Origin of the sequence: Polaribacter sp. Hel1_33_78, assembly GCF_900106075.1 — a bacterium.
Taxonomy (GTDB): domain Bacteria; phylum Bacteroidota; class Bacteroidia; order Flavobacteriales; family Flavobacteriaceae; genus Polaribacter.
In genome coordinates this window covers 299,660-311,813 of the sequence record NZ_LT629794.1, presented here as the reverse complement: position 1 = coordinate 311,813, position 12,154 = coordinate 299,660, and the positions used below count along the sequence as shown (strand labels likewise).

Here is a 12,154-nt window from a genome sequence, read left to right as displayed (position 1 = left end):
TTATTTAGTTGTATTTTATGTATAAAAAAATCCGCGTTTTTAAACGCGGATTCTTATTTATGATAATTCTATATCAAATTGTGTTAACTCTTTAAAGGCTTGCAAGCGCTCTTTTACTTCATCACTTGTCAACTCTTGCATACGTTCTGTACCAAATTTCTCAACACAGAATGAGGCTAAATTAGAACCGTAAACAATAGCGTTCTTCATATTCTCAAAAGAAATATCTTCTGTTTTTGCTAAATATCCACAAAAGCCACCTGCAAAGGTATCTCCTGCCCCTGTAGGGTCAAAAACCTCTGCTAAAGGCAATGCTGGCGCATAAAACATACTGCCTTCATTAAATAACAAAGCACCGTGTTCTCCTTTTTTAATAACCACATATTTTGGGCCCATTTCATGAATTTTCTTCGCAGCATTTACCAGAGAATATTCTCCAGAGAGCTGACGAGCTTCTTCATCATTAATGGTAATTACATCTACTCTTTTTAAAACAGTATGCAAATCCGCGAGGGCAATATCCATCCAAAAATTCATTGTATCTAAAACAATCAATTTTGGTTGCTCGGTCATTTGATCTAAAACTCCTGCTTGCACTAGGGGGTGTAAATTACCCAACATTAAAATACCTGCATCTTTAAAATTCTCTGGCACAACAGGCTCAAAATTTTCTAAAACATTTAATTCCGTAATTAATGTATCTCTAGAGTTCATATCGTTATGATATTTACCACTCCAAAAAAATGTTTTACCTTCTTTGATGATTTCAATACCGTCTGTATTGATTCGTTTGTTATTCATCATATTTAAATATGATGCTGGAAAATCTCCACCAACAACGGAAACAACTCCTGTTTCTACACCAAATTGACTTGCTGCTAAACCCACAAAAGTTCCAGAACCTCCAAGAATTTTATCGGTTTTACCAAAAGGAGTTTCAATTGCATCAAATGCTACAGTACCTACTGCTAATAATTTACTCATGTGCTTATCTCAACTTCCCAAAGGGAAGGAATTTAATACGTTAATTAATATGTATTAATACTAACTAACAAAATTAATAATCTATTTACTTTCTATGTATCAAGCATTTTTAATGCTTTTTTATCGTATTTTTGCCTTTGACAAAAGGTATCTTCGATTCCACAAAAATAAGTTTAAAAAATGACTATCAAAGAAATACAAGAAGAAATTATTGATGAGTTTTCTATGTTTGATGATTGGATGGAACGCTATGAATATATTATAGATCTTGGTAAATCTTTACCTATAATCGAGGCTCAATATAAATTAGATGAAAATTTAATTAATGGCTGTCAATCTAAAGTGTGGTTGTATTCTGAGCTAGAAAATGATACTATAAAGTACACCGCTGATAGTGATGCAATACTCACAAAAGGAATTGTAGCCTTGTTATTACGTGTTTACTCAGGCCAAAAACCTGCAGATATTCTAACTGCTGAAACTAATTTTATTGATCAAATTGGATTGAAAGAACACCTTTCTCCGACAAGAGCAAATGGCTTAGTTTCTATGGTAAAACAAATAAAAATGTATGCAATTGCGCAACAAACAAAATTGCATAATTAAGATTTAAATAAAATGACAGATAAAGAATTAGAGGAAGTTGGTGATAAAATAATAAAAGTTGTAAAAACTATTTATGACCCCGAGATTCCGGTAGATATTTACGAACTGGGGTTAATTTATGATGTTTTTGTCTCAGAAGAAAACAATGCAAAGATATTAATGACGTTAACATCACCGAATTGTCCTGTTGCAGAATCATTGCCTCGAGAGGTTGAAGATAAAGTGAAAACTTTAAAAGAGATTAACAACTGTGAAGTTGAAATTACATTTGACCCTACGTGGACACAAGAAATGATGAGTGAAGAAGCTAAGCTAGAGTTAGGAATGCTTTAAAAGATTTGGATAAAAAAACGTTGAAACGACTATAAAAAATGCCAGAAGAAATCTTAAATAGAGTTGCGAATAGTAAACTCAAAACATTTGATCTTGAAGAAATTTATCCAGAAGGAAAAAGAACTCTTTTTGATATTAAAGATTGGTTGTTTCAAGAAATCATTTTAAAAGAAAAAGATTTTAGAGAAGCAATTAGTAATCATGATTGGTCTCAGTATAAAAATTCTTTTGTAGCTGTTACTTGCTCTGTAGATGCGATTATTCCCTCTTGGGCTTTTATGTTGGTCTCATCAGAATTAACGCCTTTTGCAAACAAAGTTGTAATCGGTAATTTAGAATTGTTAGAAACTGTAATTTATCAAGAGTTAATAAGCTTTTTAGATTTTAAAGATTTCGCAGACAAACCCGTTATTATAAAAGGTTGTGCAGATAAACCAATACCAAATTCTGCTTTTGCTTTTTTAATAGCAAAACTACAACCAATAGCAAAATCTATTCTTTTTGGTGAAGCTTGTTCTACAGTCCCTCTTTATAAATCCAAAAAATAATTTTAACTTTTAAGAGATATTGTTATTTTTACTTTTCCAAAAAATACACTTGAAGAAAACTACAATCCTTTTATTTCTCTTATTTTCTGTTAATCTTTCCGCACAAAAAAAGGATACGCTTCCTATTCCTAAATGGAAAATTCAAGGGAGATTTGCATTCATTTTTAATCAATCTTCATTTTCTAATTGGGCATCCGGTGGTCAAAATACAATAGCTGGGAACTTTAACATCAACTACGATTTTAATTACAAAAAAGGAAATGTAAACTGGGATAGTAGAATTATGAGCGGTTATGGTATCAATCATATTAGCGAAAAAGGGTTTCGCAAAACAGATGATCGTTTTGAATTCAACACCTTATATGGTTTTAAAACCTCAAAATATTGGTTTTTTTCTTTTATTGGTAACTTTAAAACACAATATACGAAAGGTTTTGATTACAAAAAAGAACCTAAAATTTTAGTTTCGGAATTTTTATCACCTGCTTATTTAACTTTTGGACCAGGGATGTTATGGAAGAAATCTGATGATTTAAGCCTAAATATTGCGCCTGCAACAACTAGATATACCTTGGTAAATGATTTCTTTTCTGGTCAGTTTGGTGTCGAAGAAGGTAGAAATACGGCATTTAGTTTGGGGTTTAACTTATCTGGTTATTATAAAACAACTTTGATGGAAAATGTTGAAATGGAAAACATTTTAACTATGTATTCAGATTATTTAGCAAATATTGGGAATGTTGATCTTGATTATCAAACCAACATCCGTTTTAAAATAAATAAGCATATTAAAATGCATATGACTTTTCATACAATTATTGATGATAATGCTTCAAGCAGAATTCAATTTAGACAATTATTTGGTTTGGGCGTGAATTATCGATTTCATGAAAAAGTAACTTTTTGATGCGATTATTTTTACACAAAAAAAAAATCGTATTTTTATGTTTAGAAAATGAAAAAAAATGAAAAAATTATCTATCTTATTACTAGTATTCTTTATCAGCTTTTCAACCAAAGCTCAAACAGCTGAAGAATTAAAAAAAGGGTTAGCTTCTAAAAAAGACTCTATCTCAAAACTACAAACTAAAGCAAAAGCAATTCAAGGTAAAATAAATGCTCTTCTAGGTTGGAGAAAAGGTGCTTTTGGAACTATTGGTGCGAGCTTATCTGGCTTTAATAATTGGTATGCCAGAGCAGCTCCAAATACATCTGCCGGTAATATAGGTATTACTGTAAATGGGTATGCAAACTTAATTGAAGATAAATTTTTCTGGAGAAACTCTGGAGCTGTAAACCTTGGTTGGGTAAAAATTGACAACAGAGACGATGATACAGATAGCGATGCTTTTGAAACTGCATCAGATGTTTTTACAATTTCATCTTTATATGGTAGAAGAATTAGTACAAAATGGGCGCTTTCAGCTCTAGGTGAATACCGAACTACTTTATTAGATAACTTTAATGATCCTGGTTATTTAGATATTGGTGCTGGTTTAACTTGGACACCAACTAGCCATTTAGTTGTAGTAATGCATCCAGGAAACTACAATTTTGTTTTTAGTAGTGGAGATACGGTTTTTAACTCTTCTTTAGGAGCAAAAGTTGTTGCAGATTATACCAATAAATATGGTGGTTTAAGTGTAAAATCTAATTTATCGATGTTTCAAAGCTATAAAGATGGAGATTTATCTAACTGGACATTTACCAACTCTTTTGGTTACACAATTTGGAAAGGTATTGGTTTAGGTTTTGAGTTTGGTTTGCGTAATAATAGACAAGAAGCTGCAAATTTTCAAAGTGTTGATTTAGCAGATGCAGATAACAAATTACAATCGTATTGGTTATTTGGATTAAGTTATTCTCTCTAGAAGCTAAAAATATTATGTATAAAACCTCAAGAAATTCTTGAGGTTTTTATTTTCTTGAATTTTAAGGTTAAATTGGTATTTCCTACTTTTGTATTCTAAATTTATGTAATGACATTATTAATAATTTACGCAACAGTTTCTATTTTCTTTTCTTTCTTATGCTCAATTCTAGAAGCTGTTTTACTAAGCATAACTCCAACTTTTATAAATCTTAAAAAAAGTGAAGGTTTTGAGTTTGCTAATGAATTAGAAACATTAAAAAAAGATGTAGATAAGCCTTTAATTGCCATTCTAACAATTAATACGATTGCACATACAGTAGGAGCAATCTTAGTAGGTGTTCAAGCAAAAGTTGCCTATATAGAAGTCTATGGAACTAAAGTTAGAACCATTTTTGGAATTCAAATAACTGAAGATGTAATGGTGGGTATTGTCTCAACAATTATGACTATTTTGATATTAGTAGCTTCAGAGATTATTCCAAAGACAATAGGTGCAACCTATTGGAAACAGTTGTCAAAATTCACGTCTAAAGCCTTAAAAGTGATGATTTTTCCGCTTAAATACACAGGAATTTTATGGATACTTCAATTAACAACAAAATTGATTGGCGGAAAAGGTCATGGTAGTATTTTAAGTAGAGAAGGTTTTTTGGTGATGACAGATATGGCGGAAAAGGATGGTGTTTTTCAAAAAAATGAAAGTAAGGTTATTAGAAATTTATTGGGTTTTAAAGAGATAAAGGTAAATGATGTAATGACACCAAGAACGGTTTTAGAAATAGCTGACGAAAGCCAAACTATCGAATCTTTTTATCAAGAACACAAAAATTTACGTTTTTCTAGAATTCCTGTTTTTAAAGAAAACCATGATGAAATAACTGGATATTTTTTAAAAGGAAGTTTATTAGAATCTATAATTAATGGTAAGGGTGCAGAAAAATTAGCTACAATAAAAAGGAATATTTTAATTACTAACAGAGAACAATCGATTCCTGATTTATTCGATAAACTTATTAAAGAAAAAGAACATATTGCCTTGGTTGTTGATGAATATGGTTCTGTTAGCGGAATTGTTTCTCAAGAAGATGTCATTGAAACCTTGCTTGGATTAGAAATTATGGATGAAACTGACTCTGTTGCAGATTTACAATCTTATGCAAGAAAATCGTGGAAAGATAGAGCCAAAAGAATGGGAATTATTGAAAATAAAAAGGACGAATAAACATACTCCAATTTTCTAATGAAGCTAGAACCTTGAATTCTGTATTGTAAAAAAACATTATGAGTTTTTTAATTACTTAATATTATTCTTAAAGGTATTACTCTTCCACTTTATATTCATGATATAAAAAATCATTATAAGGGAAGCGTTGAATATGAATTTTCTTTACCTCCTGGTAGGTTTTCTCTTTAAAATTCTCTAGATTATCTTTATTTAATGCAGAAATAAAAATCGATTCTATTTCTAAATCATTCATCCAAGTTTTTTCCCAATCCTCTAAAGTGTAGTGCTCTTTTCCTTTCTCTGTTACGATATCATCTTCCTCAATTGTTTCATGTGCAAACGCATCAATCTTATTGAATACCATTAAAGTTGGTTTGTCTCCACATTTTATATCATCTAAAATGGTGTTTACCGAAGCAATATGGTCTTCAAAATTTGGATGAGAAATATCAACCACATGCAACAACAAATCCGCTTCACGCACTTCGTCTAAAGTAGATTTAAAAGACTCAACTAATTGTGTTGGTAATTTTCTAATAAAACCAACTGTATCTGTCAATAAAAAAGGAATGTTTTTAATCACCACTTTTCTAACCGTAGTATCTAAAGTTGCAAACAATTTGTTCTCAGCAAAAACATCACTTTTACTAATTACGTTCATTAAAGTAGATTTCCCAACATTAGTGTAACCTACTAGAGCAACACGTACCATTTTTCCACGATTTTTACGCTGAACAGCCATTTGTTTATCAATGGTCAGTAATTTCTTTTTTAGTATTGTAATTTTATCACGAATTATACGTCTATCTGTTTCAATTTCAGTTTCTCCAGGTCCACGCATCCCAATACCACCTTTTTGTTTATCAAGGTGCGTCCAAAGTCTTGTTAAACGCGGCAATAAATATTGACATTGCGCCAATTCTACTTGTGTTTTTGCAGAACTGGTTTGTGCCCTTTGCGCAAAAATATCTAAGATTAAATTAGTTCGATCTAATATTTTACAATCTAAAACTTTTTCTATATTTCTTATTTGGGCTGGCGATAATTCGTCATCAAAAATTGCAGTTCCAATACCATTAGACTCAATATAATCTCTTACCTCCTCTAATTTACCAACTCCTAAAAAAGTTTTAGGGTTTGGTTTTTCCATTTTTTGAACAAAACGTTTTACAGTAACACCGCCAGCAGTTAATGTTAAAAATTCTAACTCATCTAAATACTCTTGAGATTGAGATTCATCTTGCTGCTGCGTAATTACCCCTATTAAAACGGCTTTCTCAGAAATGGCTTCTTTTTGATCTATCATACATTGCAAAAGTACAAACAAATCTTGTTTTATAAACAGAAAAAACCTCAATAGAAATTGAGGTCTTAACTAATTAATTCAAATTTTACTATCTATTGTATTATACTTTCTCTTTTTAATAGTGATTTTCCCAATCCGCCTTTACACTTGGCAAAAGTAGTTTTCTAAAAATAAATTTAGCAAGTCTTAATGTTAATAAAACATGTATTTAAGGTTATGAAATTACTATAACCTTCAACTATTTTTAATACCAAATCACATTTATGATTCCGTCAATAGCTTCAATAAAAGAAAAAAGAATAACAACTATTGCGTTTTATGCGCTAGAAAATTTATTTGATATTGATGATAATTTTGCCTCCAAAAGAAGAATCAATCTTTTTCTTGATTTCTAAAAGCTTTCATCAACTTTTCATCATTTAAAATATATTTCTTGTATTTACCATCTCTATATCTGTAATAAATAAAAAGTGGCATTAACAAAAAAGAAAAGTAAAAAACACCTAAACCCATTACAACTTGTGCTTTTTGATGCTCTATGTTTATGAGATAAAACCCAATTGTCATCCATACTAAAAAGATAACAAACATTATTTTTAACGCTAATTTCATCTTGTAAATTTACAAAAGTTAAATTTTTAGAGAATAAAGAAAAGCATTCTTTTACTAATAATTATATTTGACTTAAAAACAGCTAAAATATATGAACCCATGAATCAAAAAATTGTCATTGCACACAGAGGTGCTTGTGGGTATTTACCAGAACATACCTTAGAAGCAAAAGCTATGGCACATGCAATGAACGCTGATTTTATTGAGCAAGATTTAGTATTGAGCAAAGATGATATTCCTATGGTTATTCATGATATTTATTTAGATGACATAAGCGATGTTGTCACAAAATTTCCAACTAGAAAAAGAAAAGACAATCGTTTTTATGTCATCGATTTTAACTTTGATGAGTTAAAAACTTTGTGTGTTACTGAACGTATTGACACAAAAACGGGAGAGCAAGTTTATAAAAATCGTTTTCCAAAAGGAAAAGGAAATTTTAAACTCAATTCTTTGCAAGAAGAAATAGAATTAATTCAAGGGCTAAATAAATCAACAGGAAAGAACATTGGAATTTACCCTGAAATTAAAAAACCTAGTTTTCATCAAAAGGAAGGAAAAGACTTACCCAAAATTGTTCTAAAAGTACTATCACATTATGGCTATAATAGCAAATTAGACAATTGTATCTTACAATGTTTTGATGCTAATGCATTAGAGAAAATTAGAAAAGAATTGAAGTCTGAATTATTTTTAGTTCAGTTAATAGAATTACCTGAACAAACAAAACAACTGAAACATTTTGCAACGTATGCAGATGGAATTGGACCTTGGTACAAACAAATTTTATCAGAAAAAATTAATGGGAAATTCACCTTTACTTCTTTAGTTTCTGATGCTCATAAATTGGGATTAAAAGTCCACCCATATACATTTAGAGCAGATGCTTTAAGTGAATTTTCTAACTTTGAAGAAATGATGCAAACGCTTTTAATCGATGCAAATATTGATGGTGCTTTTGCAGACTTCCCTGATTTGGTAGTTGCTTTTTTAAAAAAAAATAAACATGAATAAAATTATTTATAAACTATCTCATTTTAATAACGAACTAAAAGTTTTTAAAGCTGATAACAAAGAAATAATCTATAGCTCTTTTTGGTTTATGGAATTTGGAAAAACTTGTGCCGAAGTTCAAAATTCAGCAGAAGAATTGATTTATTTCATCACAAAAAAGTTTCAATTTTGGAAATGGAGAATGGTTTATCTGATTAAAGATAATAATGAAAAAGACTTAATATTAATCTCTCAAAATAAAAGAAATACTATTTATAAAATTGAAATTGATTCAACTATTTATGAAATTAAAATTCATTACAAAAAGAAGAAATCAGTTTATAAAAACAATAAAAAAATAGCTGAATTTGATGAATCTCTTTCTGATGAAAAATTTATACAATTGTTAGTTTCTGATGAGAAAGATATTAAAATGGTTTTTCTTTTATATACTAGTTTACTAATTGGTGAAACTGATCAAAAGGCAAAAACAGCTATGATAAGTCAAAAACAATTAGAAACTATTAAAGAGCCTTGGAATTAGTTTAAGTGTTTTTTATTCTACCAAAATTAAAGGCAAAAATTGAAGAAGTATTAGAAATAATAAAATTAATAATGAGATAGTGAGGGGTTTTTTTATTTTTTTATTTTTGTATTGAGCATCTTTACCCAACTTTGTATTCCAAAAAAATTCAGTTAAGATCACATATCCAATAAGATTAAAAATCAAAGTAGTAAAAAAAGATTTTGGAAGATAATGCAAAACTACGGCTGAAAGTAAAGTATATCCAATTCCAAAAACAAGTACCTGAAATCTAGCCTTGTAATTATTTACAGCCTTTAAATTAGACATTAAAAGTACAGCTCCAAAAAGAGTACTAAAGAAAATGGTAAAACCTTGTATTGCTTTTTTTGAATACAAAATTGGTAATTCAAGTTCTTCAATAGAACTTTCTTTATTTTCATTAAATTTTTCAAAAATTTGAACATCTTGGTTTTGCGAAGTTTCTTCTAATTTAATTTCACCTTTCTTAATTAGTCTTCTATTTTCAAGTTCCCAAATTACTGCTTGTAATGCTTCTTGCGTATAGTTCTTTTTTTCTTGAATAATCTGCTCTAATTCTGTATTAGATTTTTTACTCATTTTTTGGGTAAAACTATTTGTTCTCATTTTTAATATTTATTGTAATTAAGCAGTTACTTCTATTAATTTATTTCTATACGCAGTAAGTAATTTCGATTTTGAAATAAAACCAACATACTTTTCATTTTCTACTACAGGTAAATTCCAAGCACTACTTTCTTTAAACTTTTTCATTACATCTTCAACAGTATCATCATGAAAAATAATGGCAGGAGCCAATTTCATGAAATCTGAAACGTAGGTCTTGTGATACTGAGATTGGTCAAACATCATAGGCCTAATATCATCTAATAACACAATTCCTAAAAAATGTTTCTTTTCATCTAAAACAGGAAAAATATTTCTTTTTGATTTTGCAACCGAATTTTTAAGCATTTCACCAAGCGTCATTTCCCGTGTAATTGATTTAAAATTCCGCTCAATAAGGTTATCAATCCTCATCAACATTATTACGTTTTTATCTTTATTATGCGTAATTAATTGCCCTTTCTTTGCCAATTCTACCGTGTAAATTGAGTTGGATACAAAATATTTTGTAAAAGCAAAAGAGATGGCTGAAACCAACATTAATGGAACAAATAACTCGTACCCACCTGTTATTTCTGCAATCAAGAAAATAGCAGTTAATGGCGCATGGAGCACACCGGCCATTAAACCTGTCATCCCAATTAATGTAAAATTAGATTCAGACACAAAAAAACCAAGGTGATTAATCACTTTTGCAATAGCATTTCCTAAAGCACTTCCCATAAAAAGTGTCGGAATAAAGATTCCTCCAACCCCACCGGCAGCAAAAGTAGTTGTCATTGCAATTGCTTTAAAAATGGCAATTAATAGCAACATTAAAACAACGACATATACATTTTCTAAATCTAGATTATAAGGAATGTCTTTAAGCGCTGCTGCTGTATTTCCTTTTAATAAATTATTAATTAACCCATATCCCTCACCATATAAAGGCGGAATTAAATAGAGCATAATTCCAATTGCAATTCCACCAATTAACAATTTTTTAAACGGACTATTAAACTGTTCAAAAAAGTTGATTATTTTAAAATACATTTTAGAAAAATAGACAGATGCAATTCCTGTTAAAAAAGCTAAGGCAGCATAAAAAGGAATATCTTTTACTTCAAAAACATCTACCAATTTAAATCTAAATAACACATCGGTTCCTACAAAAAAATAGGTCGTAATGACTGCGGAAACTGATGCCAACAACAAAGGAACCAAAGATGCAAAAGCCAAGTCTAAACTAAAAATTTCTACCGCAAAAATAATGGCTGCAATTGGCGCTTGAAACATAGAAGACATTGCCCCAGCTGTTGCACAACCGATTAATAACATTCTTGTTTTAGAGTTCATATGAAACAATTGTGCAACATTAGAACCCAAAGCGGCTCCAGAACTTACAGCAGGTCCTTGAAGCCCTGCAGAACCCCCAAAACCAACCGTAATTGGCGCTGTAATTAAAGACGCAAATATTTGATACCTCTTTATAATTCCGTTTCTTCTAGAAATAGCATGTAAAGTGGTCGAAATTCCATGACCAATATTTCTTTTTACTATAAATTTCTTAATCCCAAAAACTAAAAATAAACCTATAATCGGGAAAATAAAATAAAATGCATAATGATATTCCTTAATTAAATTACCTTGCAAACCCTCTTCTATTAAAAAGGTTAAATCTTTTAAAATAAAAGTTCCTATACCTGCCAAGAAACCTACTAATACACTTAAAATATAAATAAATTGTCGCTCAGAAATATATCTATATCTCCAAATTAGAATTTTTCTATATATTTTTTTTGTTGTTGGCATTCTTACTTTGAAATCAAAATATCGGTACCTAAATAACCGTCATTTTTATTATAATACCAAGCTCTATTTTTTGGCATTTTTATATCGTTTATAATTTCTAATCCTGATAATAAAATATACTCTCCACTGTCTTTTTTCTCTTTAAAAAACTGATATACTTCCATCGCATACGTTTTTGGATTGAAATAAAAGTACCAAGTATCTTTACCAACCTGTTTATTGTAAGTCGCTTTTAAAACCAAATACTCTTTTCCTTGGAACTTTTTACGTTCAACTTTTGGATGGATAATGGTCCCATCATCTTTCAGTTTCATTGGTAAACCGTACAAATAAGTATAATAATTCTTATACATATTTGCACGTTCACAATTTAGATTATACCTATTTTTTAACTCTTCAGACGGATTTATGTTTCCATTAATTGACATACTACAATCGCCTTTTTGAATGATATATTCTGTAACAATTGTATCTCTAACAGCTTTCACTAAAAAATATTCTTCGGGAAGATTTATTTTAATAGTACTTTTTCTTGAAGCATTCTTTGGCGTTTCCATCGTCACAAAAAATTCTCCTTTAAAAGTTTCCCAATTTCCCTTTGGGTCATGAAATTGAATCGCTTTTTCTAATAACTCATTGCCTGTAAGTTTTTGAGAAAATGAAGTAATTGAAATAAGTAGTAGTAAAAGAGTGGTCGTTTTTTTCATGT

Annotated in this window: 14 protein-coding genes; 8 read left to right on the top strand and 6 right to left on the bottom strand. The window is 29.8% G+C overall.

Annotation, left to right across the window (positions count from 1 at the left end; genetic code table 11):
- Positions 1 to 57: 57 nt before the first annotated feature.
- On the bottom strand, positions 58 to 984 hold the full coding sequence (locus BLT88_RS01520; RefSeq protein WP_091952545.1) for a PfkB family carbohydrate kinase: 927 nt from the start codon (positions 982 to 984) through the stop codon (positions 58 to 60).
- A gap of 180 nt (positions 985 to 1,164) precedes the next feature.
- On the opposite strand from BLT88_RS01520, the gene BLT88_RS01515 reads away from it, so the two are divergent.
- From BLT88_RS01515 to BLT88_RS01490, 6 genes are all read left to right on the top strand, one after another.
- Positions 1,165 to 1,590, top strand: a complete 426-nt coding sequence (locus tag BLT88_RS01515) for a SufE family protein (RefSeq protein WP_091952544.1) — start codon at positions 1,165 to 1,167, stop codon at positions 1,588 to 1,590.
- 12 nt (positions 1,591 to 1,602) lie between these two features.
- A complete protein-coding gene (locus BLT88_RS01510; protein WP_036784199.1) occupies positions 1,603 to 1,923 on the top strand; it encodes a DUF59 domain-containing protein in 321 nt (106 codons plus the stop codon).
- Between the two features lie 38 nt (positions 1,924 to 1,961).
- Positions 1,962 to 2,471 carry a DUF2480 family protein gene (locus BLT88_RS01505; protein ID WP_036784201.1) on the top strand — a complete coding sequence of 170 codons (510 nt, stop codon included), beginning with the start codon at positions 1,962 to 1,964 and terminating at the stop codon, positions 2,469 to 2,471.
- A gap of 49 nt (positions 2,472 to 2,520) precedes the next feature.
- The gene (locus tag BLT88_RS01500; RefSeq protein ID WP_091952542.1) at positions 2,521 to 3,378 is read left to right on the top strand and encodes a DUF3078 domain-containing protein; all 858 of its coding nucleotides are present in this window, start codon (positions 2,521 to 2,523) and stop codon (positions 3,376 to 3,378) included.
- A 58-nt stretch (positions 3,379 to 3,436) separates the two neighbouring features.
- Positions 3,437 to 4,342 (top strand): DUF3078 domain-containing protein, encoded by a 906-nt coding sequence (locus BLT88_RS01495; RefSeq protein ID WP_091952541.1) that lies wholly within the window; start codon positions 3,437 to 3,439, stop codon positions 4,340 to 4,342.
- 108 nt (positions 4,343 to 4,450) lie between these two features.
- Positions 4,451 to 5,566 (top strand): CNNM domain-containing protein, encoded by a 1,116-nt coding sequence (locus BLT88_RS01490; protein ID WP_091952539.1) that lies wholly within the window; start codon positions 4,451 to 4,453, stop codon positions 5,564 to 5,566.
- 97 nt (positions 5,567 to 5,663) lie between these two features.
- Here BLT88_RS01490 and hflX read toward each other — a convergent pair whose 3' ends face one another.
- Together hflX and BLT88_RS01480 are read right to left on the bottom strand one after the other, a co-directional pair.
- Positions 5,664 to 6,875, bottom strand: coding sequence for a GTPase HflX (gene hflX, locus BLT88_RS01485; protein ID WP_091952537.1), 1,212 nt, complete (start codon positions 6,873 to 6,875; stop codon positions 5,664 to 5,666).
- Positions 6,876 to 7,247: 372 nt separating this feature from the next.
- Positions 7,248 to 7,487, bottom strand: a complete 240-nt coding sequence (locus tag BLT88_RS01480; protein WP_091952536.1) for a hypothetical protein — start codon at positions 7,485 to 7,487, stop codon at positions 7,248 to 7,250.
- A gap of 33 nt (positions 7,488 to 7,520) precedes the next feature.
- Between BLT88_RS01480 and glpQ the strand changes: the two genes are divergently transcribed.
- Positions 7,521 to 8,501: a glycerophosphodiester phosphodiesterase gene (gene glpQ, locus BLT88_RS01475; RefSeq protein WP_091952534.1), complete on the top strand. Its 981-nt coding sequence runs from the start codon at positions 7,521 to 7,523 to the stop codon at positions 8,499 to 8,501.
- Positions 8,494 to 9,024: a hypothetical protein gene (locus BLT88_RS01470; protein WP_091952532.1), complete on the top strand. Its 531-nt coding sequence runs from the start codon at positions 8,494 to 8,496 to the stop codon at positions 9,022 to 9,024. The genes glpQ and BLT88_RS01470 overlap by 8 nt, the downstream gene beginning before the upstream one ends.
- Positions 9,025 to 9,036: 12 nt before the next feature.
- Here the strand turns inward: BLT88_RS01470 and BLT88_RS01465 are convergent, their stop codons facing one another.
- From BLT88_RS01465 to BLT88_RS01455, 3 genes are read right to left on the bottom strand one after another with little or no spacing between them, the layout of a single operon-like run.
- Positions 9,037 to 9,624, bottom strand: a complete 588-nt coding sequence (locus tag BLT88_RS01465; protein WP_231960046.1) for a hypothetical protein — start codon at positions 9,622 to 9,624, stop codon at positions 9,037 to 9,039.
- A gap of 45 nt (positions 9,625 to 9,669) precedes the next feature.
- Positions 9,670 to 11,445 carry a chloride channel protein gene (locus BLT88_RS01460; protein WP_091952530.1) on the bottom strand — a complete coding sequence of 592 codons (1,776 nt, stop codon included), beginning with the start codon at positions 11,443 to 11,445 and terminating at the stop codon, positions 9,670 to 9,672.
- A gap of 2 nt (positions 11,446 to 11,447) precedes the next feature.
- Complete coding sequence (locus BLT88_RS01455) at positions 11,448 to 12,152, bottom strand: DUF6503 family protein (protein WP_091952529.1); 705 nt, start codon at positions 12,150 to 12,152, stop codon at positions 11,448 to 11,450.
- Positions 12,153 to 12,154: the final 2 nt, after the last annotated feature.

Excerpts from the sequence above, each read along its gene's own strand:
- BLT88_RS01455 (WP_091952529.1), bottom strand. The coding sequence starts at position 12,152 with ATGAAAAAAACGACCACTCTTTTACTACTACTTATTTCAATTACTTCA.
- hflX (WP_091952537.1), bottom strand. The coding sequence starts at position 6,875 with ATGATAGATCAAAAAGAAGCCATTTCTGAGAAAGCCGTTTTAATAGGG.
- BLT88_RS01460 (WP_091952530.1), bottom strand. The coding sequence starts at position 11,445 with ATGCCAACAACAAAAAAAATATATAGAAAAATTCTAATTTGGAGATAT.
- BLT88_RS01480 (WP_091952536.1), bottom strand. The coding sequence starts at position 7,487 with ATGAAATTAGCGTTAAAAATAATGTTTGTTATCTTTTTAGTATGGATG.
- BLT88_RS01490 (WP_091952539.1), top strand. The coding sequence starts at position 4,451 with ATGACATTATTAATAATTTACGCAACAGTTTCTATTTTCTTTTCTTTC.
- BLT88_RS01505 (WP_036784201.1), top strand. The coding sequence starts at position 1,962 with ATGCCAGAAGAAATCTTAAATAGAGTTGCGAATAGTAAACTCAAAACA.
- BLT88_RS01515 (WP_091952544.1), top strand. The coding sequence starts at position 1,165 with ATGACTATCAAAGAAATACAAGAAGAAATTATTGATGAGTTTTCTATG.
- BLT88_RS01495 (WP_091952541.1), top strand. The coding sequence starts at position 3,437 with ATGAAAAAATTATCTATCTTATTACTAGTATTCTTTATCAGCTTTTCA.
- BLT88_RS01465 (WP_231960046.1), bottom strand. The coding sequence starts at position 9,624 with ATGAGTAAAAAATCTAATACAGAATTAGAGCAGATTATTCAAGAAAAA.
- BLT88_RS01470 (WP_091952532.1), top strand. The coding sequence starts at position 8,494 with ATGAATAAAATTATTTATAAACTATCTCATTTTAATAACGAACTAAAA.
- BLT88_RS01510 (WP_036784199.1), top strand. The coding sequence starts at position 1,603 with ATGACAGATAAAGAATTAGAGGAAGTTGGTGATAAAATAATAAAAGTT.
- BLT88_RS01520 (WP_091952545.1), bottom strand. The coding sequence starts at position 984 with ATGAGTAAATTATTAGCAGTAGGTACTGTAGCATTTGATGCAATTGAA.